Origin of the sequence: Paenarthrobacter sp. TYUT067 (assembly GCF_023656375.1) — a bacterium.
In the GTDB taxonomy this organism is placed as follows: Bacteria; Actinomycetota; Actinomycetes; order Actinomycetales; family Micrococcaceae; genus Arthrobacter.
In genome coordinates this window covers 81218-105911 of the sequence record NZ_JAMOIT010000009.1, presented here as the reverse complement: position 1 = coordinate 105911, position 24694 = coordinate 81218, and the positions used below count along the sequence as shown (strand labels likewise).

Below are 24694 nucleotides of genomic sequence, written 5' to 3'. Positions count from 1 at the left end.
CGGCAGATAACCATTCGGTCAAGGCTCGGCAGTCTTGTGTCGTGGGCGCCCCGCCGCTGACTATTCTGAAGGTGTTAGCTGCAGCGTATGGGGAACCGGGCTACGAATATTCGACCGTACGCCGAAAGAGGTTCCGTGGCATTCGCAGCCCATGAAGTGGTGATCAATAGGGACGCCATGACCGTCTACGGATTCCTCATGGACGGGATGAACAACTCCCTCTGGCGTTCCGGAGTGCGCAGCATCGCGCTTCGGTCCGGCGTTCGCGGCCAAAAAGGTGCCCTGTACCAGCAGACGATAACCGGCCCCGGCGGCCGCCCCGTCGCCGCCGACTTCAGGATCACCGAGGCCCGCCCAGGAGCCGAAGTCCGCTATTCCGTGGTTACAGGGCCAGCACGGCCCACCGGCGGTTTCTACCTCAGCACCGAAGGCAACACCACCCGGCTCCGGTTCGCCCTTGAATACCACCCCAAGGGCCTGCGTAAGCTCACGAACGGCGTGATCCAGAAAGCCTTGGAGGGCGAAGTGGCGCAGCTGGAACAGCTCAAGATTGCCATCGAAGCCCACCCTGAGGGGTAGTCGCCGCTGTTGACGTACGACGCCGACGCCCGGGTTAGGCGTTGAGGCGCAGCTTCTACTGGGCGAACTTCAGCCCGCCCCAACCGATGCCTATAGTCACCGGAGTTGTGAGGCGTCCGGTATTGAGATCCCAATACTCAACAACACCGTTGCGGTTCAGCCCGGCAACACCCGTCGAGTCGGGACCGGTCACACCTCGCAGCGTTCGCAGCCCGATGTAATCCGTCCATTCAGCACCCACTACCGGACGCGATTCCTGCTTGGGCGTGCCCAGTCCGCTGCCCCGATACAAACGGAGGGTGCCGTTGGCCTCAGTGGTGAGCAAATCCTGGAATCCGTCGGCGTTGTAATCCACCATGTTCAGCCTGATGGCCGGGAAACCCGTTCCAATCGCCGCCTGCGCACGAATAAAGGCCAGGCCCGCGTTCTTGTAGAGGTACAGGTTACCGCCCGAGTCCATGGCTACGATCTGGGGAAGCCGGTTGTTGGCGCACCACGTGCCCACGGCAATGTTTAGCGTCCCCCAGCCCTGGCCCAGTGCAACGGGATCCTTGAAACCTCCTGCCTGAAGACCGGGATACACCAAGAGGGCGCCGTCGAGTCTTTGGGCGATCAGGTCAAACACCCCGTCGCGGTCCCAGTCCGTAATGAAGAGGTCCTTCAGCCCGGTGAACCCGAGTCCGATTCTCTTGCCACCGCCGTACCGGCCGCCACCCCACGAAGGGTAGGCCACCACGGAACCGTCGCCGGCGATTGATACCAGGTCTGCAGCGCTGCTGATCGATGCCGCGCTGAGGTTAAGGGTGGGTGGTTGGTGCTTGCTGCCCGGTTCGCAGACACCTACAGGATCCGTTGGTGGCGGGACGGTGCCGCCCGGGCTGGTGGTGGTCCCTGCCGGCAAGGTGGTGTAGCCGAAGAAATTCACCACACCCCAGAGCGTGAATCGATTCGGGGTGGTCTGCCAATTTCCATCCGTGTACGTGATGCCGATGCCCATGACATTGAACCGAGGATCACGGAGAAGCGCATCGTGCCCCGGCGATCCCTTCCACCACTCCACAAGCTGCGCCGCGTCCCGGTCCCAGCGGACAGCGATCACCTCACCCGCGCCGTTGTTGGGGTTCAGCGCTCGTGGATCCGTCCAGAAATTGGCGCGGTGCTGGATCACCTCACGCGTTGCAATGTTATTGGACCAATCCTGCGCCAGGCTGGCCACAGTTGCGTGGTACTTCACGGGGGCCAGGCCGAGCGATGCGCGATAACTGTTGATCGCGTTGAAAACCGTCAGGATCGCTGCCGTGTTGCTGTCAGGGAGGAGGGCCAGGGCACCGTTGTCAGGATTAATGTCGCCGCTGGGGGCCTTTCCCGGGAACGGCGTGGGGGCGGTGGGTGAGGGTGCCGGGTTTTGGGTTACTGCAGGGGGCGGAGTCGGTGTTGATCCAGATGGTGCGGTGTCGACTGCTGGAGGTTCGGTCGCCGGGGGTTCGGTTGCCGGGGGTTCGGTCGCCGGGGGTGGCGAGGCGGTGTCAGTGGGTGACGGGCTCGGAGAGCCGGTTGGCTCCGTCGGTTCCGTGGGCGAGGCCGGTTCGGTGGGTGAGGCTGGTTCGGTGGGTAACGAGTCCGCGGGGTTCGGTCCTGCGGCCGGGGCCGTCGGCGGTGCCTCACTGGGGACGGTGCCGGCGGTCACTGGTGGCGCCGGTTCAGTTGCCGGCGGTCCGGAGACACCAGGGTCCGAGGGGTTGTCCGGACCCCACGAGGGCCCGATGCTGGGCAACGGCGGCGGAGTTTCAAAGACGGGATCCACGGCGACGGGACCACCGTTTGAGTCGGCTCCCGTCGTGATGCCTGGTGTCGGCGTCGAAGTCCCTGCGTCCGGGGCGGGCGCCGTGGACGGCGGGGATACGTTGCCGGCTGCCGGGAGGGGCGCGGAAGGTGCGGGCTCCGCCGTCGTGCTTTCCTTCGGTCCCGTCAGTCCTGACGGGACCTCTGCCGAAGGGGTGGACGTGGGGCCGGGGCTGGTCTGCGTTGAGGGAAAAATCTGGCTGGAAGCAACCACCCCGAGAGCCAGGGTGCAGGCCAGCACAATGGCGGCAGGCGCAGCCAGTTTTCTCACAATTACCCCGCGAATGCTCGTTGCCCCCAAGTACGGGCGCGGTTGTACATGTCCGGGAACTATAGTCCCATGGGGCGGCGTGGACAATGCATGGGGTATTTTTGATGCTGTGCTGATCTCTGACCGCGATATTCGTGCCGAAATAGAATCCCAACGGATTGTTCTTGAACCGTACGACCCCGCGATGGTTCAGCCGTCTTCCGTGGACGTGCGGATTGACCGGTTCTTCCGGCTCTTCGACAACCATAAATACGCCCACATCGACCCCGCCGAGGAACAGCCTGAGCTGACCCGGTTGGTGGAAGTGGAGGGCGACGAGCCATTCATTCTTCACCCTGGGGAGTTCGTGCTCGGTTCCACCTACGAAACTGTCAGCTTGGCCGACGACATTGCTGCGCGCCTCGAGGGGAAGTCATCCCTGGGGCGGCTTGGGCTCCTGACGCACTCCACGGCTGGCTTCATTGACCCCGGTTTCTCGGGTCACGTGACCTTGGAGCTCTCCAACGTTGCCACGTTGCCCATCAAGCTGTGGCCGGGCATGAAGATCGGCCAGCTGTGCTTCTTCCGTCTGACGTCCTCCGCTGAGCACCCCTACGGTTCCGGTGAGTACGGCAACCGCTACCAAGGCCAGCGTGGACCCACCGCCAGCCGCAGCCACCAGAACTTCCACCGGACGTCCATTTAGCGTCTTCTGGCGTGCCGCCGAGGGTTTAGCCCCCTGGCTTTGGGTGTGTCTTTGGGGTGAGATCCCGCCCCCTCGGCGGAGGGGGTGACACGCTCGCTACGCGGGTGCGCGTTCCGGCGTGCGGGGTGGTGTTCCCGGAGTTTTTCGGATGGCCTTGACCACTGGCTCCACGAAGCGGGCCGCAAGCGGGCCGAGGATGGCCATGATGAGTACGTAAGCGGTAGCGAGGGCTGCAAGTTCGTCGGGCACGGCCCCGGAAGCAACAGCCAGCCCTGCGATGACAATGGAGAACTCACCGCGGGCGATCAACGCAGCTCCTGCGCGGAAGCGGCCCGGCACAGCGATGCCCGCGCGATTGGCGGCCCAAATTCCTGTGAGCATCTTGGTTGCGGCGGTGACGAATGCCAGCACCAGCGCCCATCCAAGGACCGGGGGAATGGAGGTGGGGTCCGTGTTGAGTCCAAACGCCACGAAGAAGATGGCAGCAAAAAGATCCCGCAAAGGTTCGAGGATCCTGGTGGCGTTGTGGGCCGTCGCACCGGAGATAGCGATGCCCAACATGAACGCACCCACTGCGGCGGAGACTTGCAGGGCAGATGCAATGCCTGCCACGAGGAGAGCCAGGCCAAGCACGTTGAGGAGGAAGACCTCCGAGTTCTCGCTGTGCACTGCCTGCGAGACACGGTGGCCGTGCTTGAGTGCAATCACCAGAACCACCGTGACCACGGCCAGGGCAATTCCCACCGTTTGCAGTCCGCCAAGGAATCCCACACCGGCAAGGATGGCGGTCAGGATGGGCAGGTAAATGGCCATGGCCAGGTCTTCAAAGACCAGGATGGAAAGCACAACGGGCGTCTCGCGGTTACCGATTCGGCCGAGGTCGGTGATCACCTTCGCGGCGATGCCGGACGATGAGATATAGGTGACGCCACCCATGACGATTGCACCCACGAGTCCCCATCCCAAAAGCACGGCCAATCCGGCGCCCGGCAGGAAGTTGAGGACAAAGTCCATGACGCCGGCCTGCCACGATCTTCGAAGACCTGTAACAAGCTCCGACGCCGTATATTCCAGTCCGAGCATCAGCAGCAGGAGGATGACGCCGATTTCTCCCGAGAGATGGGCGAACTCGTGCATGCCATCGAGTTTGACGAACCCGCCGGCTCCGAAAGCCAAGCCCCCCACCAAGTAGAGGGGAATGGGGGACATGCCTATTCGGCCCGCTAGTCGAGCCAGGAGACCGAGGCAGAAGACGACGGCCCCCAGTTCAACGAGGGCTAATGCAAGCGGATCCATCCCGGTCAGCCGTTGCGGAGGATGTCGGCTGCCGAGTCAAGACCTTCCTGCGTGCCGACCGCTACGAGCAAATCGCCGGTGTGAAGTACGACGTCGGGAGCCGGCGACGGGACCACCTCGCCTTCGCGCATGATCGCCACGATGGAGACACCGCTGCGTGTGCGGATCTGCGCTTTGCCCATGGGTTGGTTCACGAAGGGCGACTCCGGTGTGATGGAGAACTGGCGGGTGACGATGCCCGGTATCTCGCGATGCTCCTCGGCCAAGCGCATGGCAATGTGTTGCCCGCCCAGGAGGTTACCTAATGTGGACGCCTCGTCGGCTGTCAAAGGGATGGATGCCTGGCAGGTGTCAGGATCATCCCAGGTGGACACGAAAAGCTCTGTCTCGCCCTCTCGAAGTTCCACGACACCGATGCGACGGCCCGAGGCCGTGACGAAATCCTTACGGACCCCGAGGCCTGGGAGTTCAGTCTCATCCACGTTCATAGCTTCACCCTAACTCTGTTGTACGGGTCCGGTACGGCGTTCATGCCCAACCGGCCCTATGTAGTTAACGCTCGGGGACCACGGCTATTTCCACTTGGGCCGGCGGCTTCACCGGGAGGATCACCAAGAGGCCCGCGAGCAGCACCACCATGATTCCCAGGATGCCCCAGCGTTGCGCTTCACCTTCTGCAACAAGCGGCGAGGCAATGGTGATGCACAGGGTGAAAAGTGTGGGGGCGAGGAAGCTGACTGCCCTGCCAGTTGTGGCGTAAAGCCCGAACAGTTCACCGGATTCCCCGGCCGGGGCCAGCCTTGCCAGGTACGCCCGTGATGACGATTGGGCTGGTCCCACGAATAAGCAGAGCATCAGACCGAAGACCCAGAACGTGGTGGTCCCGGGCCAATCATTTCCGAAGAAGACGTAGTCCCCATTGCCGAGAACCAGGATGGCTGTGCCCGCGATGAGGAGGCCAACCAAGGAAAGGATAATGACTGACTTGGGTCCGATCCTGTCATCCAGGAAGCCTCCGACGATGGCACCGACAGCCGCTACAACGTTGCCGAAGATGGCGAAGAAGATGACGTCCTTGAGTTCAAATCCGAAAGTACCGGCGGCGATGACGCCGCCGAAGGTAAACACGGCCGCGAGGCCGTCGCGGAAGATGGCGCTGGATAGCAGGAAGTAGATGGTGTGGGGACTGGTCTTGTAGATCGCGCTGATGCGGCGGAACAGCAGTTTGTAGGAGTCCACAAAACCCAGGGATGTGGTGTTTCGCCTCGCGGAAACTTCCGGAACCGCGAACATCACGGGAAGTGCAAAGATGAAGAACCATAGGGCGGAGAAGATGGCAACGAGCCGGATGTTCAGTGAGTCCTGCGTTGACGAGCCGAACCAGTCGAAGGAAGGCTGGACAAACAACTGCAGAACAAGGAGGAGCGCCACGATTCCTCCGAGGTACCCCATAGCCCAGCCAAAGCCACTGACCCTGCCAATGTTCTTGGGGGTTGAGATCTGGGCCAGCATGGCGTTGTAGTTCACGCCTGCAAACTCGAAGAAGATGTTGCCCAGAGCGATCAGGCAGACGCCCAGGAGCAGGAATTCCGGCCTCGGGAAAACGAAGAAGCACAGCGCAGTCAGGACGGCTGTGGCGGCCGTGTTGACTCCAAGCCAGAGCTTGCGGCGCCCTCCGGCATCTGAACGTTGGCCCGTGACGGGAGCAAACAGTGCAATAGCTAGGCCCGCAATTGCCAGCGCGGCACCGAGGGCTGCCGAGGCAGCGTCCTCACCTCCGAAGGCATTAGACGTCAAATAGACGGTGAAAACGAAGGTGGTCATGACCGCTTGAAAGGCAGCTGATCCCCAGTCCCAGGATGCCCAAGCGAGGATTTGTGCCTTTTTGGAGGCAACAGGTCCCGAGGCAAGCTCGGACGTCGGATGGGAGGCTTCGGGAACTGCGGCCGCGTTCATAGCTTGAATGCTATAGGGGGTAGGGATGTCGGTGGGCACATGACAGACCGGTATGTGGACAACGCGGCTTTAAGCCGTCCGCGCAGACGGGTTCCCATGCCGAAAACTGTCGGTCCGCCTTGATAAACTGGGTAAACCGAACCCAACGTATGACCGCCTGCTCCAACTTTTGACAATATGTTCCTGACTTTGCGGAGATAACAGTGATCACAGTTCTCGCCATCACCTTTGTAGCGGCAACTGTGGCGCCCTTGATCTTCCGCAAACTGGGCAGAAATGCGTTCTACGCCCTCGCGGCTGTTCCTGCGGGCGCCTTTGTTTGGCTGGTCTTCCAGTACGAGGCCGCATATTCCGGTGGAGGAATGGAAGAAATCCTTCCATGGATCCCCACCCTTAAGCTCGAGCTCGCTTTCCGTATGGATCCCCTGGCGTGGGTGATGTCGCTCCTGATCCTCGGCGTTGGATCTTTGGTGTTGATTTATTGCGCCCGCTACTTCAAAAACAAGGACGCGGATCTGGGCGGATTCGGAGCTCAACTCCTGGCCTTTGCCGGCGCGATGTTCGGTTTGGTGACTTCCGATGACCTGCTGATGCTGTTCATCTTCTGGGAACTCACCACCATCCTGTCCTACCTGCTGATCGGCTATGCGCGCACCCGTTTGGCTGCGCGCCGTTCGGCGCTCCAAGCACTCATGGTCACTACAGCTGGTGGTTTGGCCATGCTCGTGGGCCTCATCGTCTTGGGCCAGGCTGCAGGAACTTACCGGATTTCAGTGATTTTGGACCAAGCCGGGACGCTCATGAGCGGACCGATGCAAGGAGCGGTGGCTGCCGCCGTCGTACTTGTCCTTGCCGGTGCGGTGACTAAATCGGCGCTTGTTCCGTTCCACTTCTGGCTGCCGGGCGCCATGGCGGCTCCCACACCTGTCAGCGCCTACTTGCACGCGGCAGCGATGGTCAAGGCCGGCATCTATATTGTGGCGCGTCTGGCTCCGGGATTTTCGACGTCGGAGTTCTGGCTTCCCGTGGTTCTCGGCCTGGGCCTGGCCACCATGCTGGTAGGTGGCTACCGTGCGCTTCGCCAAACCGACATCAAACTCATTCTCGCCTATGGCACCGTCAGCCAGCTCGGGTTCCTCACCATGGTGGTGGGCCTGGGCCGACCGGATGCTGCCCTCGCGGGACTGGGTCTGCTGCTGGCCCACGGCCTGTTCAAAGCGGCTCTCTTCTTGGTGGTGGGCATCATTGACCACCAATCCGGAACGCGCGATATCCGCAAGCTTTCCGGGGTTTTCCGTTCTTCGCGTGCCCTCGGAGCGGTGGCCGGTATTGCTGCCGCGTCCATGGCCGGCGTGCCGCCGTTAGCTGGTTTTGTGGCCAAGGAATCGGTATTTGAGGCCTTCGTCCACTACGGCACCGGCGATCATGCTCCGGTGTGGGGCATCTGGATCCTGGTTGGGCTGGTCATCGGTTCCATCCTCACTTTCGCCTACAGCGCCCGCTTCATGTGGGGTGCGTTCGCCGTCAAGCCCGGCGTGGAGCCCACGCCTTTCAAGCCCATCAAGCCCGCCTTCCTGGCCGCACCGGCAATCTTGAGCCTCCTGACCATCGCTTACGGTGTATGGCCGGCACCCGTGGACACCTGGATCCAGCCTTACGCAGCGCTATTCGCTGATGGCGCGGACGCGGTCGACGCCGGACACTTGGCTTTGTGGCATGGCATCACCCCAGCTTTGGGGCTGACAGCGATAACCTTCGCGGCAGGCGCCGCGATGTTCTACGGACGCAACCTCGTCTCCCGGGCACAAAGCGTGGTTCCGGACTGGGTGGATGGCGACCGCGCGTACCAGAACACCATTGGCGCCCTGGACGATATTGCCGTCTGGGTCACCGGCCGCACACAGCGTGGTTCGTTGTACTTCTATCTGGCAGTAATTCTGACGGTAGCGTTCGCTGTGCCGGCCACCGCCTTGATCATGGCCAACAAGCCCCTGCCGGACGGCATCTACCTCATTGACCCGAACTCCCCGCTGCAGATCGTGGCCGGAATCGGGATCGTGGTGGGTGCCCTGGCTGCGGTCCGGGCCAACAAGCGCTTCCTTGCGGTCCTCATGGTGTCAGTAACCGGCTACGGCATCGCCCTCATGTTCGCGTTGCAAGGTGCTCCGGACCTTGCCTTGACCCAGATGCTCGTGGAAACCATCGTGCTGGTGGCCTTTGTGCTCGCCATGCGCAGCCTGCCCGCTGAGCTAAGGGACCGGACCGGTGGCAGGCTCCGGGTGATCCGAGTGATCATCGGCGCAGCCTTCGGTATCACCATGATCTTCGTGGCCATCTACGCCATGGGCGCGCGCGTTGCCACCCCCATCTCACTCGATTTCCCGCGACTGGCCTATGAAGGTGGCGGGGGTCTGAACGTGGTCAACGTGACCCTCGTGGACATTCGGGCCTGGGACACCTTCGGGGAAATCTCCGTGTTGGCCATTGCCGCCACGGGCGTTGCCAGCCTGATCTTCGTCCGCAGCCGCGGCGATCGCATCAAGACCTCCGAAGCCGTACCTGAAGGCAGTGTGGGCCGCCGCACCGGTGTCGACCGTGATTCTCACGACGGCGCCGCCCTGGCCGTCGCCAAGAAGTTCACCGACGTCACGCGCGATGCCTGGCTGGTGGCGGGACGCACGCTGGCGCCGGAGCGACGCTCGATCATCTTTGAAGTAGTGACCAGGCTGATTTTCCACTCGATGATCGTCTTTTCCATCTACCTTCTCCTGGCCGGACACAACTTACCGGGCGGCGGCTTCGCGGGCGGTCTCACCGCCGGCCTAGCCCTCACCATCCGGTACTTGGCCGGTGGCCGGTTCGAGTTGAGCGAGGCAGCGACCATCAGTGCCGGCACCCTTCTGGGGACGGGACTTGCCACCGCGGCAGCCTCCGGTGTGGTTCCACTCTTCCTGGGAGGACAGGTGTTCCAGAGCGCGATCATCGAGTTCTGGCTGCCCGTCTTTGGTGACGTCAAGTTCGTCACGTCCACGATCTTCGACATCGGCGTGTACATCGTGGTGGTGGGGTTGGCGCTGGATGTCCTCCGCAGCCTCGGCGCCGAAATCGACGAGCACTTCGAAGGCAAAGGCGCGCCGCTCGCGGATGAAGATGCCGCCGAGCATCCCGAACTTGCCCACGAAGCCGCTGAATCCGCTGCGCTCGGGAAGGGTAACGCATGAGCATCAACCTGACCCTGCTGATCGTCATGGGCGTGCTGTACGCCTGCGGTATCTACCTAATCCTGGAACGCAGTCTGACCCGAGTGCTGTTGGGTTTGATGCTGCTGGCCAACGCAACCAACATTCTCATCCTGAGCACCGGAGGGTATGCAGGCCTTGCGCCGCTGTTCAGCAAGGAAACGGCCCCGGAGGCATACAGTGATCCTCTGCCGCAGGCACTGATCCTGACGTCGATTGTCATTTCCTTCGCGGTGACGGCCTTCATGTTGGGCATTATTTACCGCACGTGGGTCCTGGCTCGTCAGGATGAGATCCAGGATGACCTTGAAGACGTTCGCGTGGCGAAGACGCCGAGCTTCGATGCCGAGGACGATGCCATCGTGCCGCTGGAAACCTCGGAATTCGCGGTCACTCCTGCCAGCCCGGCGGATCGTGACAAACCGGACGCCACAGAGACCCCCAACACGGCAACAACCCGGGAAGGAGGCAGCGCGTGAATCTCGCGAACCTGTCGCCGCTAGCTGTCCTCCTACCAATTCTGGGTGCTGCCCTGGCGTTCTTGCTGATCCGCCATCAAAGCGCGCAGCGGGTGGTGAGCATTGGCATTCTCAGTGCAACCCTTCTGCTCGAGTGCCTGCTCCTGATCTCCGTATGGGATGGGGGCACCACCTCGGTCACTTTGGGCGGATGGCTGCCCCCGTGGGGTGTGGTCCTGGTAGTGGACCAGTTCTCCTCGCTCATGCTGGTGGTCTCTACCGTGGTGAGCCTTGCGGTGCTCATCTACGCAACGGGTCAGGGTATGGCCGACGGTGACCAGGAAGCCCCGGTCTCAATCTTCCACCCCACCTATCTGATCCTGGTGGCTGGCGTGTCCAACGCCTTCCTCACCGGTGACCTCTTCAACCTCTATGTCGGTTTCGAGATCCTGCTGACAGCAAGTTACGTGCTGATGACGCTGGGCGGAACGGGGCCGCGTATCCGGGCCGGTGTTACGTATGTGGTGGTTTCCGTGGTCTCGTCCGTACTGTTCCTCATTGCGATCGCCATGATCTACGGAGCCACGGGAACCATCACCATGGCGGACCTGGCCATCAAGCTGGCCGAGCTGGACCAGGGCACCCAGAACCTCCTGCATGTGATGCTGTTGGTGGCGTTCGGCATCAAGGCTGCAGTCTTCCCACTGTCTTTCTGGCTTCCTGACTCCTATCCAACTGCTCCCGCCCCAGTCACCGCCGTGTTCGCAGGATTGCTGACAAAGGTGGGTGTCTACGCGATGGTCCGGACAGAGACGCTCTTATTCCCAGGGGACACGCTGAACGTCCCACTGATGGTGGTGGCGCTATTGACCATGATTGTCGGAATTCTGGGTGCCTTGGCCCAGAGCGACATTAAACGTCTGCTGTCCTTTACCTTGGTGAGCCACATCGGTTACATGGTGTTTGGCCTGGCCATGAGCTCAGTGGCAGGTTTGGGCGCCGCGGTCTTCTACGTAGCCCACCACATCACCGTCCAGACCAGTTTGTTCCTGGTCACCGGCCTCATTGAGCGGCGTGGTGGCAGCTCGTCCATAGACCGCTTGGGTGGCTTGGCCAAGCTCTCCCCGCTGCTGGCCTTGTTGTTCTTTATCCCCGCGATGAACCTGGCGGGCATTCCGCCGTTCTCCGGCTTCCTGGGAAAGCTGGGGTTGTTGCAAGCAGGTGTGGAGCTGGGGACGCCGTTGGCGATCACGTTGGTGGTGGGCGGCGTGGTCACCAGCCTGCTGACACTGCTGGCGATCGCCCGTGTCTGGAACAGGGCGTTCTGGCGCAGGCCCGAGGACGCTGAGTATCCGGACCCCGTGCTAAAAACGCCCGGGAACGTGGGAGTACTTCCACGGACCATGGTGGGATCCACAGCTGGACTGGTGGTGTTCGGCGTGGCACTGACCGTCTTTGCAGGCCCGTTGTTCAAGGTCGCTGACGGCTCCGCAGGAATCATGCTGGACCGTTCGGCCTATATTCACTCGGTCCTCGGAGATTCGGTTGTGGTGCCGCCGCTGGTTCGAAGGGATGACGTGCAGACGGGGGATGCCAAATGAGCCGTAAACCGATCTCGTTCCGCACGGAACTGCCGCTGCTCATCTGGTTGGTGATCGTATGGGGTGCCCTGTGGCGGGACTTCAGCCCCGGGAATCTCCTGTTCGGCGCCTTGATTGCCGTGCTGGTGGCCAAGTTCTTCTACCTTCCGCCCGTCGAGCTCAGCGGCAGGTTCAACATTCTTCGCGCCATTCCCTTTGCGCTGATGTTCCTCGCCAAAGTGGTGGCAGCGAGCTTCCTGGTGCTGTACCTGGCTGTCGCAAAAGGGCCCAAGGTCCGCAGCGCCGTCGTCGCCGTTCCGTTGCGGAGCCATTCCGACCTCATGGTGACGGCCACCGGCCACGTGATCTCGTTGATCCCAGGCTCCCTGGTGGTGGAGGTGGACCGCTCCACTTCCACGCTGTACCTGCACGCACTGAACATTTATGAAGAGGCGGATATCGACAAAATTCGTCAGGAAACCCAAGACATCGAAGCAGGATTGATCCGCATTATGGGTACACGCGAAGAAGTCGAGGCGCTCAAGGCCGAACAACGGCCAGGGCTGGAAGGGGCGGCGCTGTGAAGGAAGTAGTTCTGGTGGTTACCGCCGTCATCCTCAGCCTGGCGGCCGCAGGTGCGATTGTCCGCATCGCCGTCGGTCCGTCCCTTCTGGACCGTGTTCTGGCATCAGATGTTTTGCTGGCCATCCTGGGCGCTGCCTTGGCGATTGACATGGCGCTGAACAAGCACCTGAACAACCTGATGCTGCTGGTGGCTCTGGCAGTGATCGGTTTTATTGGCTCGGTGACCGTTGCAAGGTTCGTGGCCGAGCGAAGGGAACAGAGCAATGAATCCTGACGCTTCGGGCCTTGACTCCGTCATTGATGCTGTCACCGCGGTGTTCCTGGTGGTGGGCGCGCTGATGTCCCTGGGCGCAGCCATTGGCTTGTTGAGGTTCCCGGACCTCATGAGCCGCATGCACGCAGCCACCAAACCGCAGGTCCTGGGTCTGTTCCTCATGCTGGCCGCGATTGGACTTCAGATGCGGACATGGTGGGTGTGGCCGGTTCTGTTGGTGGCATGGATCTTCCAGCTCCTCACAGCACCAGTGTCAGCTCACATGGTTGGCCGTTCTGCCTACCGCACCAAACATGGACACCGGGAGAAGCTCACCAAGGATGAACTGGAGGCCGTGGTCCAAAGGGCGGCTGCCGGCCAGGAACCGCGGAGCGACAGCTAGCAGCAGCAACGACGAACGCCGGGTCACCTGCAGGTGACCCGGCGTCGTGGTTTGGATGCCTAGACGATGTCGTGGCTCTTGGCGAAGCGCGCGATGGCCCGCTGGGTGCCCCGGCTCGCCAGGACTTGGATGAGCGTGCTGACAAAGGCGGAGATCAAAGCGAAGGTTAAGGCCGAGCGCAGGCTGGTTTCTGCGTCGTCATGACCCAGGGGCGGCTTGTTGCCTGTTGCCTTTTCCCACCCTTTGTTGACGAGTTTGGTGCCCACGAAGCCTGCCCCGAGGCTTACTCCGGCACCGATCAGCTTAAAGAAGAGGTTCATGTCCCCAGCCTAGCTGGCTACACCCATCGCACGCGTTAGCGACGGTTTTCCCGCTCCTTAAGGAACGCTGCCATGGAGCCCACCGGCGCCAGCACCGGGACGACGCTGTGCTCGGCCGTCCAAACCTGGTCAACTGTTCCGAACCCGGCAAGTTCCTTGAGGAGGTAATAGGTTGGCGGCATCAACTTCAAAGTGCCGGCCGCTTCCGCTGCAAGAATCTCCGCCACAGGCATCCACAATGATTGCCAAGCCTCGGTTGTTTGGTGTTGGGGCGTAGCACCAGCTGTTGGCTTGGCAATGTAGAAGAAGGTGTCGAAGCGCTTGGGCATGTCCGCGGGCGTGATCCAGTTGGCCCACGGGCGGAGGTGTCCGGCTTCGATGGTGAGCCCGGCCTCCTCCTGAACTTCGCGGATGGCCGCAGTGAGTATTCTCCCGGCGTTCCTCACGGCTTCGGCAGGATCCGCGCCCACGGAGCTCTGGTTCCATTCTGACGCGTGGCGTTGAAGCAATTCCTCCGGGTAGTCCCACCCGGACCCGTCCGCGGAGTCCACACGTCCTCCCGGGAAGACCACCATTCCGGCCGCGAAGTCCATGGTGCTGACCCTGTGTTGGACGAAGGCTTCGAGCCCGGCAGGGGCATCACGGAGCAGGATGACGCTTGCGGCCAGACGTGGTTGGGGCACAGCGCTATGGGTGGTGGGAAGGTTCGTCATGACGTGTGCCCCTTTGCCGCGGTGAAGTCTGCTGGTTCATTCTCTCAGGTCCCGTTGTGTGGCCCGGTGTGCATGGAATGGTGTGGGTTTAGGGTGCAGAGTGGGCCTCGCAACGCGCACGGGGGTCAGCACTGTGCTCCGCCGCGGCTGATTGTGACTGAATGCCGCCCAACGGACCAGCGCCCGCCGCGGACTCAGGTGTAAACTGAACCAGCCCATCAGGGCAGATTTGATAACGACAGGGGAGCGCCGCCGTCGGACTCTGCAGAGATGCAGGAGACGCGAGGGCGCTGAGAGTGCGGATAGCCGCAGACCCTCGAACCTGATCCGGTTAGTACCGGCGCAAGGGAGTCGAGCTTCTCAGAGTGTCCGGATCCGGGCGGCGCAGGCCAGCTGGATGACGGGTAGCACTTTCCCCTCCTGTAACCTCAGGAGGCAGAAAATGACCACGGTAAACGTGAAGAAGACCAGTTATAACTGGCGTGTTGTAGACATTGTTGTGGCGGCTTTGATCGCCATTGCCGGCGGCGTGATTTTCTGGGCATGGTCCCAGGGCGCCGCACTGGTCTCCATCCCCATGAATGCGACGTATCCGCCGCTCACCGGTCTGATCGCCGGCGGCTGGATGATCCCTGCGGTCCTGGGCATGCTCATTATCCGCAAGCCGGGTGCAGCGCTGTTCTGCGAGGCTGTTGCCGCCACGGGTGAGCTCATCATGGGTTCGCAGTACGGCACCACGGTGCTCATCTCCGGCATTTTGCAGGGCCTGGGCGCCGAACTCATCTTCGCGGCGTTCCGGTACAAGAAGTTCAACCTGCCCACTGCTCTCCTTGCGGGCGCCGGCGCGGGTCTCTTCTGCGGCCTAAACGACTCCTTCCTGCCCTGGGGCTGGAACATCGCTTACGAGGCCATCGACAAGCTGGCCTACATCACCTTCACCACGATCTCCGGGGCGATCATCGCGGGCGCACTCTCGTGGATTGCGACGCGCGGGCTGGCCAAGACCGGGGTGCTGAGCTCCTTTGCCTCGCGCAAGGCCGCTTCGGAGCCAGTCTTCAACTGATGTCCGCGACACTTAGCGGCGCGGTGCAGCCTGCTGCCATCTCCGCCGAGGGCTGGGGGTGGCGGCATGCAGGCCGGGCCCAAGCTGCCATTGAGGGCCTGGACCTTCGGATTGAACCGGGGGAGCGCGTGCTGCTGCTGGGTCCTTCGGGTGCGGGCAAGTCCACGCTCCTGCATGCCCTTGCCGGGGTTCTGGGGGACGAGGAAGACGACTCGGATGAGACCGGCTCCCTGCTGATTGACGGCGTCGCGCCCCGCGAGCAGCGTGGCCGGGCCGGGCTGATGCAGCAGGACCCTGAGACACAGGTGGTCCTCTCGCGCGTGGGTGACGACGTCGCCTTCGGCGCGGAGAACCTCGCCGTCCCAAGGGACGAGATCTGGGAACGCGTCCATGAAGCGCTCGACGACGTGGGGTTGCGTACCGCGGCAGGCGGCGGTTTGGCGTTGGATCACCCGACGGCGGCACTCTCCGGTGGACAGAAGCAGCGCCTGGCGCTGGCCGGCATTTTGGCGATGCGACCCGGCCTGATCCTGCTGGACGAACCAACAGCAAACTTGGACCCGGCGGGCGTTCTGGAGGTCCGGGATGCGGTAGGGCGGTGCCTGGACAAGACCGGCGCCACCCTTGTTGTGGTGGAACACCGAGTGTCCGTGTGGAAGGACCTGGTGGACCGGATTGTGGTCCTGCAGCCAGGGTCAACAAAGGCGGCGGGCTCGGACGGCTTGGGAGCGGGCCGGGCTACAGGGGGCGTCCTCTTGGACGGGCCGCCGGACCAGGTACTTTCTGAAGCCCGCACCATGCTGATGTCAGCCGGCGTCTGGGTGCCGGGATATGTTCCGGCGACCCGGGAACGGCGGAATGATCCCCACGCCGAACCCCACACCGCGCAGCTCCTCCTCGCGGCGCAGGACCTCGCAGTTTCCCGGGAAAAGCCACGACGCAAGAGGTTCAAGACCATCCCACCCGTGCCGGTTCAAACGGGCATCAGTGCACAGGTCAGGGCAGGCCAAGCGCTGACCATCACGGGTCCGAACGGTGCCGGCAAATCCACTTTCGCGCTCACGTTCGCCGGCCTTCTTGCGCCGGTGGACGGCAAGGTCAGTGCCGCCGTCGACCTTTCCCAGGGTGCCGGTATTGACCCGTACAAGTGGAAAGCCGAGCAGTTGATCTCCCGCATTGGCACGGTTTTCCAGGAACCTGAGCACCAGTTCGTCACAGGCAACGTCCTGGATGAGCTCATGTTTGGTCCAAAGCATCTTGGCCACGGCGAGGAACGCGTGGATGAACTGCTGGAGCGGTTGCGGTTGACGCACTTGGTGGATGCCAACCCGTACACGTTGTCCGGCGGGGAGAAGCGGCGGCTCTCGGTGGCCACGGTGCTCGCGGCCCATCCGAAAGTGCTTGTCCTGGACGAGCCCACGTTCGGTCAGGACGCCAACACCTGGGCAGAACTGGCGTCGTTCCTTTCCGAGCTGCTGGACGCTGGAACCGCGGTGGTCTCCGTGACCCACGATCAGGAATTCAGTGCCGTACTCGGCGGAACGGAATTGCGGCTCGGCCCGGTCCAACAGGGTGAAGCCACACGTCAGGAAGCGGGTGCAGCATGAGGGACGCCTTGAACCTGCGCGGGAACCATGCCCTCCTGACCAAAGCCAACCCGTTGGCCAAGTTCGTATCCGTTTTCCTGATTTCCTTGGTGCTGGCCCTGTCCATCGACTGGGTCTCGGCCTCCACAGCACTGGTTGCGGAACTGGCGCTCTTTCCACTGGCCGGACTCACTCTCAGGCTTCTGTGGCAGCGGGCCTGGCCCCTGATCATCGCGGCAGCGATCGGCGGCTGGAGCACCGCGATTGTGGCGGCGGACAGCGGAGCTGTGCTGCTCGACGTCGGACTCTGGTCCATCAGTGAAGGTTCCCTGGAGCTGGGGCTGGGTTTCATGCTGCGCGGTTTGGCGATTGCGTTGCCGGCCATTCTCCTGATGACCTGCACCGATCCCACCGACTTGGCTGATGCCTTGGCGCAGAAAGCAAAGCTGCCACACCGCTTTGTCCTGGGGTCCCTCGCGGCGATGAGGCTGGTGGGGCTCATGGCCGAGGAATGGCAGACCATTGGCATGGCCCGCCGCGCCCGTGGGGTGGGTTCACAAGGCAGCCCGTTCCAACGCCTGAAAGCAACCCTCGGCCAGAGCTTCGGGCTCCTGGTCCAAGCTGTTCGCAGGGCTTCCCGGCTGGCTGTGACCATGGAAGCGCGCGGTTTCGGCGGGGGCCGGCGGACGTGGGCGCGCGAATCTACGTACTCGCTGTTGGATGCGTGGGTGGTCCTTGGCGGACTGGTGATCGCCGCCGGTGCGGTGCTGACGGCCGTTGGAGCGGGAACTTGGAGTTTCGTCTGGCGTTAGCGCTGGAGGCGTTGGTGAGCTGGGCACCAAGCGTGCCGCCGGTAGCGTTGGGGGCCGCCGGCGGCACTTTTTGTCCTCTCTACGCGGGCTCAGAGAGCCTGCTGCTCCTGGATTTCATCGAAGCCTGCGCGGGTCAGGAACCCCAACTGGGCTTCCTTCTCAGCGAGCTGAATGATGGGACCCAACTCAAAGCACGTCGCTTCCAGGCGGCGGAGGGCCTTGGCGTTGCGGGAGTCCGGTTCCACCACAATCCGGTCCTTGCCCGGCAGGGAGAACATGTACTTGATCAAGGACGTGCCCAGCCGGGGGGTGAAATGCGGGATAGGCCGTGTGGCGGGGGCCAGAAGCAGGTGCATGCCGATGTCCGCCTCGCGGGCGGGGTATGCCTCACCCACGGGATCGTGCAGGGGCTCGTAGGTCTGGAAGAGGGCCAGTGGCTCCCCGTCAAGGAGGGCCAGGAAGGCGTGGTGGGTCTCCAAGGAGTCCAGGAACTCGTAGATCCCTTGGACTTCGTCCCTGGAGTTTTCCGTCATGCCCCAGAACTTGGCGCGGGGTTGGGTGACCCATTCGAAGATGAAGTGGATGTCCTCGGCAGGAACCAGCGGGACAAGCCGCAATGCGCCCCACCCCTCGAGGTCTTCAGCGTAAACGGTGGTGCGGACAGAGAAGTCCTGGGTGGTGGTGGTCATGGCTTCCTTCGGGGCTGATGCGTTCTGATGCGGATGCTGGCGGATGTGGGGTCACGAGAGGGACGGAACGGGCTGGTCAGGGATGATCTTTGGCCAACGAAGGCCAGTCAGTGACCACCAGGGCGAGTTGACCCGCGGTCCAGAGCGGCAGCTGATCGGCGAAGTGCCGGTGACCTGGCGAGCCGGAAGCACCGAAAGGCACAATCCAACGGCTGTTACGCCGATCAGCCAGGTCCCAGACGTAGCGGGCCACGGGCCCACGGAAGCTTCGGTCTTCGACACCTGGGAGACTCTCGGTGCACAGGACGCACCCGGTGTCTCCGCTGAGCTCTGAGGTGGGCGCCGATGACGCGAGGGGGCCGGGGAGGACGTGGACGGCCAGAAGTTTGTGCCGGTCACCCCATGCAGCGCCGTTGAGCATGGACTCCTCCAAGGCAACGTCTTCAAGTGCGGCGGCGGCTTCCACTCGAACGTTAATGCCGAGTTCGGACCCACGCGCCAGGAGGGTCTCCAAGGCGAATCCAATGCGGGATGCCACGGATAACCAAGGCCCGAACAACGCTGAGTAACCAGTGGGCTCACCCAGGGGAGCCAACGCGGAATGCCGTGCCAGTCGCTGGACGATAGCTCCGCGCCACGCTGCAAAGACCGCAGCTTGGTGGCTGCCGGCATCCATCAGTCCATCCCACGTCAACAACAGCGCACGCAGGTCCTTGGCCTCCCTGGACAGGTCCTGGGTGTCAAGGCCGGAGAGCGTTGACCGGAACAACGGCCACGGACCCAGCAGAGTGTCCGTGTGGATGGCCTGCATGGCGTCCACGGATAACGGACCGGCGGTCGACTCCAGCAACTGCCGGATGCGGAGGGCCCGATGCGCGGGCGCGAACTCCATGGCCACCATGTCACCGCCGCCAGCTTCGCGGTCGTTCGCGCTGACCATAAACCTCTGGACCTCGGTGCGGGGCAGGACCACGTACTGTCCCTCCCACTCGTGGCGGGCCGAGAGGGCCGGGACGGGCAATCGCCGGTTGGCCGGATTCCGTTGCGGAACCAACCCGGCGACGAAATGCCGTACGGACCCGGAAACGTCGGCGGCCACTACGCTGTTGACGGGCTCCACCCACGCATCGAAGGCGGCTTCCACGTCGGAAACGCTCCGGCTCCGCAGCAGCGGCAGGAGGGCCTCGAAACCCAACCGCCCCTCGACCCTGGCCGGGAAACGCAAACTCAGTGCGCCGCCGTCGGGCGTTTCAGAGATGACCGGGCCGCGCGCGGTTTCAATAATTTCAACGGCCACTCCCTCACCGTCGCGGACGGTGATGGTTTCGGAACTCACGACGACGGGCTCCCAGCCTTCCGCTCCGCGCGCCTCGATGCGATCACCGGATCTGTCGCTGATCCGGCGCAATTCCTCCACGAAGAGGTCCTGGTAATCGGCCATGGCGTTGGTGATCGCCCAGGCGGTGTTGCCGGTGTGGGCGAAATGGGGGAGGCCGGGAACTCCGGGGAACGCGAATCCGATCGCGTCGAACTCGGGGCAGGCCAGCCGTACCTGTTGGTAGACGCCGGGGAGTTCCATGAGGCGGTGGGGGTCGCCGGCTATCAGCGGCAGGCCGCTGGCCGTCGTCGAGCCGTGGGCCGCCCACGCGTTACTGCCTGACCAGACGGGTGCCTCGATGCTGAACAGGCTGACGGCGTGGTCGCCGAGTGTCCGCGCGACGTGTGCCCGGAACAGTTTGTTGGGGAAGGTGGAGAAGAGGATGTGGTGCACCAGGAAGACGCCCAGCGGGGTCCATGGATTCCACGGCTCGGGTTCGCTGCCGGACTCGTCAAACTCGGCTCCGCCCCGATGCCCGTCCGTCAGTGCTTGATTGATGCCTGCCACGTACTGTCCGCACCAGCGTTGAGTGCCTGCGTCGAGGTTTTCGAAGCAGCGGCGCGCGGTGACATCCAGCCGCGCCTGGCGGGCAAAACGGTCCCAGACCACTGCGTCTGCACCCAGTACCTCGGCTGTGCGGCCTTCCGAACGCCACCGTTCCAGTTCGATCTGCCAAGAGCGGTCCGTGGCCGCATTCATGCCTTGCAGAAAGGCAAGTTCGTCTGGGGAATCAGCCCATAAATGCGGGATTCCCCACTGATCCCGGTATGTTCCGGAGCCGCCTGCCGGGGCGGGATGGTGCGTCGGGGCAGACGTCATAATCTCTGGCCGCTTTCAAGCTTAGGTTAGGCTTACTTAAGCTCAAGATAAAGGGCTTTGGCCCCGTTCACAAATCGTGGACATTCGTGAAGGAGTGTTGCTTGAAGCGCAATTGGGAAGGCGTCGTCCTCAAAGTCATGGGCGCCAAGGACTTCACCCTGGAGGTCACAGGAAGTGAAGAAATCACCCCCGACTTCCTCCGCGTGCATGTGCGTGACGGCGGACTCCTGGAGCGCAGCGGCATCCATCCCACCATGTGGATCCGGCTCTGGTTCAACGACTCCGGCAAGGCCCACCAGCGCGCCTACACCTTGGTGAACCCTGACCCGGTGGCCGGCACGTTCAGCATGGATTTCGCGATGCACCAAGGCGTCGCTGCGGATTGGGCCCGTTCGGTCCAGCCCGGCGAGACCATCGGCGCCACCGTCCAAGGCAGCTCCTTCGCTTTCCCACAGCCGGCGCCGCGCCGGATCTGGGTAGTGGGCGATCCCGCCTCCATCCCTGCCATCAATTCGCTGCTGGACGAGCGCGGGCGTGCAGCTGCCGGCGCAGCTCCGGTGACGGCGTGGCTCGAATACCAGCACGACGCCGACCCCTCGCTTGAGGTGCGAACGTCCGATTCCGACGTCGTCACCTGGATTCCGCGCAAACGCGACGGTGCCGCGCTGGTGGAGGAAGTCTGCGCTGCACTCACGGCGGACACTGTCTCCATTGGGGAGGACTTCTTCTGGATTGCCTGCGAAGCATCAAGTACGCGGGCGATCGTCAAGCACCTGAGGAAAGACCTCGGCGTGGATAAGCACCGGATGGATGCGCTGGGGTACTGGCGGGTCTAACGATTGACGGGTTCCTCGCGGTGGGCGCTACTCGCGCCAGGTGAGGTAGCCCTTCTGCCCCTCCGGCGGAGTGAGGACCACATCGCGGCCGTACTTCTTCCTGGCATCGGCCCCGGAGAAGGCGTCCGGGACAATACTGACCGCTTTGGTAACTTTGCCGTCTTTCAGGAAGACGAAAAGTGCCGGTGAGGCGGTGTAGCGGCTCTCCTTGGTGAGCGGTTCCCCAAAGGCTTCCTCGATGTCCTTGGCCGGGGTTCCAGCCGTGACAAAACCTGCTTGGTCCCAGTCGAAATCCGTGGCATCGGACAGCTTGAGCGCCGTGCCATTCGTGGCGGCCTCCAGGACCTGGCCGTTGAGGTGGTCGTTTGTTTCGGGCATGACGGATCCTCCGAGGGAGCAAGCGGCCAAGGCGCAGGCCAGAACTAGGGTGAGCAGGCTGGTCATGGTGACCCGGGGCGCCGCAGTCTTGGTGCGGCGTCGTGCGTTTGGGGTGGCAGGACGACTCACGACGTAGTCCTGGACTCGTCGTTGAACTCAGGATCTTCACCAGGGGCTGGCTCGGCGTTGCCGGCGTCGCCCGTCTGGTCGGCGGGGATCTGGTTGGACGGGTGCGGCAACAGGTCTGGTCCCACCACCACAGTGTCTCCGTTATTGACGGCTTCCTCGATCAAGTCTGCAAGCTCCTCAGCACTGGCATCCGGATTGGCAATGGCCACATTGCGACCAACCTCATTGTTGTACAGATCCATTGCTTCGCGTGGAGCCGGGTTTCCGGGGAGTTGCTCGTGGGCGGTGGCGTAGTCCTCAGCCCAGTCAGCGCCAAACTCCTTGACCATGAGGGCGTTCCAATAGGCGTGTCGGAAAGCGTCATTCTGGTCATCGTTGCGGTCTTCGCTGGGGAAGCGCTCATCGGCAACACTGAAGGCGTCGTCGTGAATGCCCTTGAAAGCGTTCAGCTCAAAAGGTCCAAGGCCGTTCAGCAGTTCCGCTTCCTTCTCGGTAACCACTCTTTGGTCCGTCACGAACCGCAACGGATCCCAGTCGCCGGGCCAGTTAGTGGTCTCCGCGTCACTGACCTGGTACTGGTCCAGGATCTCCTGGGGCGTGGGCTGGGTGGGATTGGAGGTCTTTGTTGTGGCGTCCTTCGCCGGTTTGGCGGAGTCGTTCCCGGTCCCGCTTCCGCCGGAGCCGCCGCCTGGGCCGCTGTTGCCTGCGCTGGCGCCCTCAGTGGAGGCACCCGACTGCTGGTCCGCGTTGGTGAGCACAGACTTGGACGCTTCTTCTATCCCACGCGAGGTCCTTTCAAGCAGCGGCCGTAAGTGGCCCTGCCACTCGGAGGCGAAGCGTTTGGCATCCTGTCCCTGCCAATAGCCGCCCTGCGCGATCAGGGAATCGAGTTCCCGGGCGCGGGTGGCCAGCAGCGAGGCCCCGCTGGCAAGGGTTTTCGATAGTGCTTTGAGCTGATCGACGTCGGCGCCGTAGAAAGGCATATTTCCCCCTGAGCTTTCCTGTACATCCTTCGCCAACTCCCGTTGGGGCACAATGGGGAGCTCTGCCCTTGAAGGAACTGAGGGAAAGCGTTCACCCAAGGCGAGTCGCCGACGTCGTGCCCTATATCGCACAGGGCGGGTATGGTGTGATGTTTACCGCTGAATTGGCATGTTGCACTGAACTTCTAGCTCACTTGTGATATTTATTGGTTATGACGCAACCTACCGCCGAACATGTAGGCCTCCTGCTCCGCGACGCCCGTGGCGAAAAAGGCTGGACGCAGGGGCAGCTGGCTACTGAATTGGGAACCAGCCAGAGCGCAATCGCCCGGATGGAACAGGGCAAACAAAACCTCAGCCTCCGCATGATTGAACGCCTCGAAGCCATTTTTGGGCGGTCCATCGTCAAAGTGGCCAAGCCGCAGATGACCCACCTCCGCGTGGAGGGCGGCCGGACCCTCTCCGGTGAAGTGGACGTCAACAGCAGCAAAAACGCCGGCGTAGCCCTCTTGTGCGCGAGTCTCATTAACCGCGGCACCACCACGCTGCGACGGCTCGCCCGGATCGAGGAAGTCAACAGGATCGTTGAGGTGCTGACCTCCATCGGCATGGAATGTACATGGCTCAACGGCAGCGATCTCCGCATCCGGCGCCCCGAGGTACTGGATCTCGAGTCCATGGATGTTGACGCCGCCCGGCGTACCCGCAGCGTCATCATGCTGCTGGGTCCCCTCCTGGACGAAACCAGCGAATATCTTCTTCCCTACGCCGGTGGCTGTGACCTCGGAACCCGCACGGTGGAACCTCACATGCAGGCGCTTCGCCAGTTCGGCCTCGAAGTGGAGGCGAAGTCCGGTTTCTACTCCGTGACCGCTCCTCCCGCCGACGACCTCGATCGCTCCTTCGTCCTGACCGAACGCGGCGACACCGTCACGGAGAATGCCATCATGGCGGCCGCCCACCGTGAAGGCACCACCATCATCCGCAACGCCAGCCCTAACTACATGGTGCAGGACCTTTGCTTCTACTTGCAGGGCCTCGGTGTGGAAATTGATGGCGTGGGGACCACAACGCTGAAGATCACCGGGCGTTCCGCCATTGATGTGGACATTGAGTACTTCCCGTCCGAAGACCCGATTGAGGCCATGAGCCTGATCACCGCAGGCATCGTGACCAACTCAGAGGTCACCATCCGCAGGGTGCCCATCGAGTTCATGGAAATTGAGCTTGCCACCCTGGAACAGATGGGCCAGAACCTCGAGGTATCCGGGGAATACATGGCACGCAACGGACGCACCAGGCTGGTGGACGTCACCACCAAGCCGTCGGAGCTTCACGCCCCACAGGACAAGATCCACCCCATGCCGTTCCCCGGCCTGAATATCGACAACCTGCCGTTCTTCGCAGTGATCGCAGGCAACGCCGAGGGCCAGACCATGATCCACGACTGGGTGTACGAGAACCGAGCCATCTACCTGACGGAACTCAACAAATTGGGCGCACAGGTGCAGTTGCTGGATCCGCACCGAATCTACGTCAACGGACCCACCAAATGGCGTGCCGCGGAAATCGGCTGCCCGCCGGCCCTCCGCCCGGCCGCTTGCCTGCTCCTTGCCATGTTGGCAGCCAGGGGCACCTCCGAACTTCGCAACATCTACGTGATTGAGCGCGGCTATGAGGACCTTGCAGAGCGACTGAACACCATTGGCGCGAAAATCGAGTACTTCCAGGACTGACGCTGGCGCTGCTTGGACAGCCGGCGGCACCCGTTAGTGCTTTTGGCGCTCCCTTTTCCGCCGGCCGCACCCGTATGTGCCGGCCGCACCCGTAAGTGTTTTTGG

23 protein-coding genes and 1 riboswitch are annotated in these 24694 nt (G+C 62.7%); of the genes, 13 read left to right on the top strand and 10 right to left on the bottom strand.

From position 1 onward, the window contains the following. The first annotated feature begins 135 nt into the window (after positions 1 to 135). The gene (locus MOD31_RS10145) at positions 136 to 579 is read left to right on the top strand and encodes an SRPBCC family protein (protein ID WP_250820500.1); all 444 of its coding nucleotides are present in this window, start codon (positions 136 to 138) and stop codon (positions 577 to 579) included. A gap of 55 nt (positions 580 to 634) precedes the next feature. On the opposite strand, the gene MOD31_RS10140 is transcribed toward MOD31_RS10145, so the two are convergent. Further along, positions 635 to 2692, bottom strand: coding sequence for a CAP domain-containing protein (locus MOD31_RS10140; RefSeq protein WP_250820499.1), 2058 nt, complete (start codon positions 2690 to 2692; stop codon positions 635 to 637). Between the two features lie 109 nt (positions 2693 to 2801). Between MOD31_RS10140 and dcd the strand changes: the two genes are divergently transcribed. Then, positions 2802 to 3377, top strand: a complete 576-nt coding sequence (gene dcd / locus MOD31_RS10135; protein WP_142937771.1) for a dCTP deaminase — start codon at positions 2802 to 2804, stop codon at positions 3375 to 3377. Positions 3378 to 3473: 96 nt separating this feature from the next. Here dcd and MOD31_RS10130 read toward each other — a convergent pair whose 3' ends face one another. The 3 genes from MOD31_RS10130 to MOD31_RS10120 all read right to left on the bottom strand — a co-directional run bounded on the left by MOD31_RS10130 (position 3474) and on the right by MOD31_RS10120 (position 6629). Next, positions 3474 to 4673 carry a cation:proton antiporter gene (locus MOD31_RS10130; protein WP_250820498.1) on the bottom strand — a complete coding sequence of 400 codons (1200 nt, stop codon included), beginning with the start codon at positions 4671 to 4673 and terminating at the stop codon, positions 3474 to 3476. 5 nt (positions 4674 to 4678) lie between these two features. Next, on the bottom strand, positions 4679 to 5161 hold the full coding sequence (locus MOD31_RS10125; protein ID WP_142937740.1) for a cation:proton antiporter regulatory subunit: 483 nt from the start codon (positions 5159 to 5161) through the stop codon (positions 4679 to 4681). A 64-nt stretch (positions 5162 to 5225) separates the two neighbouring features. Next, positions 5226 to 6629 carry an MFS transporter gene (locus MOD31_RS10120; protein ID WP_223941072.1) on the bottom strand — a complete coding sequence of 468 codons (1404 nt, stop codon included), beginning with the start codon at positions 6627 to 6629 and terminating at the stop codon, positions 5226 to 5228. Between the two features lie 203 nt (positions 6630 to 6832). Between MOD31_RS10120 and MOD31_RS10115 the strand changes: the two genes are divergently transcribed. From MOD31_RS10115 to mnhG, 6 genes are read left to right on the top strand one after another with little or no spacing between them, the layout of a single operon-like run. Further along, entirely contained in the window at positions 6833 to 9850 is a 3018-nt protein-coding gene (locus MOD31_RS10115) for a Na+/H+ antiporter subunit A (protein WP_223941071.1), read from the top strand. Beyond that, positions 9847 to 10347, top strand: coding sequence for a Na(+)/H(+) antiporter subunit C (locus tag MOD31_RS10110; protein ID WP_142937743.1), 501 nt, complete (start codon positions 9847 to 9849; stop codon positions 10345 to 10347). Before MOD31_RS10115 ends, MOD31_RS10110 begins: the two co-directional genes overlap by 4 nt. Continuing rightward, positions 10344 to 11927, top strand: coding sequence for a Na+/H+ antiporter subunit D (locus tag MOD31_RS10105; protein ID WP_223941070.1), 1584 nt, complete (start codon positions 10344 to 10346; stop codon positions 11925 to 11927). Before MOD31_RS10110 ends, MOD31_RS10105 begins: the two co-directional genes overlap by 4 nt. Beyond that, on the top strand, positions 11924 to 12490 hold the full coding sequence (locus tag MOD31_RS10100) for a Na+/H+ antiporter subunit E (RefSeq protein WP_166842185.1): 567 nt from the start codon (positions 11924 to 11926) through the stop codon (positions 12488 to 12490). Before MOD31_RS10105 ends, MOD31_RS10100 begins: the two co-directional genes overlap by 4 nt. Next, entirely contained in the window at positions 12487 to 12765 is a 279-nt protein-coding gene (locus MOD31_RS10095; RefSeq protein ID WP_142937746.1) for a monovalent cation/H+ antiporter complex subunit F, read from the top strand. The genes MOD31_RS10100 and MOD31_RS10095 overlap by 4 nt, the downstream gene beginning before the upstream one ends. After that, complete coding sequence (gene mnhG / locus MOD31_RS10090) at positions 12755 to 13147, top strand: monovalent cation/H(+) antiporter subunit G (protein WP_223941069.1); 393 nt, start codon at positions 12755 to 12757, stop codon at positions 13145 to 13147. Before MOD31_RS10095 ends, mnhG begins: the two co-directional genes overlap by 11 nt. Positions 13148 to 13206: 59 nt before the next feature. Here the strand turns inward: mnhG and MOD31_RS10085 are convergent, their stop codons facing one another. After that, a complete protein-coding gene (locus MOD31_RS10085) occupies positions 13207 to 13467 on the bottom strand; it encodes a DUF4235 domain-containing protein (RefSeq protein WP_142937748.1) in 261 nt (86 codons plus the stop codon). 35 nt (positions 13468 to 13502) lie between these two features. After that, complete coding sequence (locus MOD31_RS10080; RefSeq protein ID WP_223941068.1) at positions 13503 to 14180, bottom strand: NUDIX hydrolase; 678 nt, start codon at positions 14178 to 14180, stop codon at positions 13503 to 13505. 230 nt (positions 14181 to 14410) lie between these two features. Then, a riboswitch (TPP riboswitch) is annotated at positions 14411 to 14547 on the top strand. Between the two features lie 75 nt (positions 14548 to 14622). Between MOD31_RS10080 and MOD31_RS10075 the strand changes: the two genes are divergently transcribed. Genes MOD31_RS10075 through MOD31_RS10065 form a run of 3 tightly spaced genes read left to right on the top strand, consistent with a single transcriptional unit; the run spans position 14623 to position 17641 of the window. Further along, complete coding sequence (locus MOD31_RS10075) at positions 14623 to 15243, top strand: ECF transporter S component (RefSeq protein WP_142937750.1); 621 nt, start codon at positions 14623 to 14625, stop codon at positions 15241 to 15243. After that, entirely contained in the window at positions 15243 to 16850 is a 1608-nt protein-coding gene (locus tag MOD31_RS10070; protein WP_223941067.1) for an ABC transporter ATP-binding protein, read from the top strand. Before MOD31_RS10075 ends, MOD31_RS10070 begins: the two co-directional genes overlap by 1 nt. Beyond that, entirely contained in the window at positions 16847 to 17641 is a 795-nt protein-coding gene (locus tag MOD31_RS10065) for an energy-coupling factor transporter transmembrane protein EcfT (protein WP_166842189.1), read from the top strand. The genes MOD31_RS10070 and MOD31_RS10065 overlap by 4 nt, the downstream gene beginning before the upstream one ends. An 89-nt stretch (positions 17642 to 17730) precedes the next feature. On the opposite strand, the gene MOD31_RS10060 is transcribed toward MOD31_RS10065, so the two are convergent. Both MOD31_RS10060 and MOD31_RS10055 read right to left on the bottom strand, forming a co-directional pair. Further along, positions 17731 to 18330, bottom strand: coding sequence for a GNAT family N-acetyltransferase (locus MOD31_RS10060; protein ID WP_250820497.1), 600 nt, complete (start codon positions 18328 to 18330; stop codon positions 17731 to 17733). 76 nt (positions 18331 to 18406) lie between these two features. Continuing rightward, a complete protein-coding gene (locus MOD31_RS10055; RefSeq protein WP_250820496.1) occupies positions 18407 to 20527 on the bottom strand; it encodes a penicillin acylase family protein in 2121 nt (706 codons plus the stop codon). A 101-nt stretch (positions 20528 to 20628) separates the two neighbouring features. Here MOD31_RS10055 and MOD31_RS10050 point away from each other — a divergent pair, with 101 nt between their 5' ends. Continuing rightward, positions 20629 to 21363, top strand: coding sequence for a siderophore-interacting protein (locus MOD31_RS10050; protein WP_250820495.1), 735 nt, complete (start codon positions 20629 to 20631; stop codon positions 21361 to 21363). 27 nt (positions 21364 to 21390) lie between these two features. Here the strand turns inward: MOD31_RS10050 and MOD31_RS10045 are convergent, their stop codons facing one another. Continuing rightward, positions 21391 to 21870 carry a hypothetical protein gene (locus tag MOD31_RS10045; RefSeq protein WP_250820494.1) on the bottom strand — a complete coding sequence of 160 codons (480 nt, stop codon included), beginning with the start codon at positions 21868 to 21870 and terminating at the stop codon, positions 21391 to 21393. Continuing rightward, positions 21867 to 22853: a WXG100 family type VII secretion target gene (locus tag MOD31_RS10040; RefSeq protein ID WP_250820493.1), complete on the bottom strand. Its 987-nt coding sequence runs from the start codon at positions 22851 to 22853 to the stop codon at positions 21867 to 21869. The genes MOD31_RS10045 and MOD31_RS10040 overlap by 4 nt, the downstream gene beginning before the upstream one ends. A 212-nt stretch (positions 22854 to 23065) precedes the next feature. On the opposite strand from MOD31_RS10040, the gene MOD31_RS10035 reads away from it, so the two are divergent. Next, a complete protein-coding gene (locus tag MOD31_RS10035) occupies positions 23066 to 24589 on the top strand; it encodes a UDP-N-acetylglucosamine 1-carboxyvinyltransferase (protein ID WP_142937758.1) in 1524 nt (507 codons plus the stop codon). Positions 24590 to 24694: the final 105 nt, after the last annotated feature.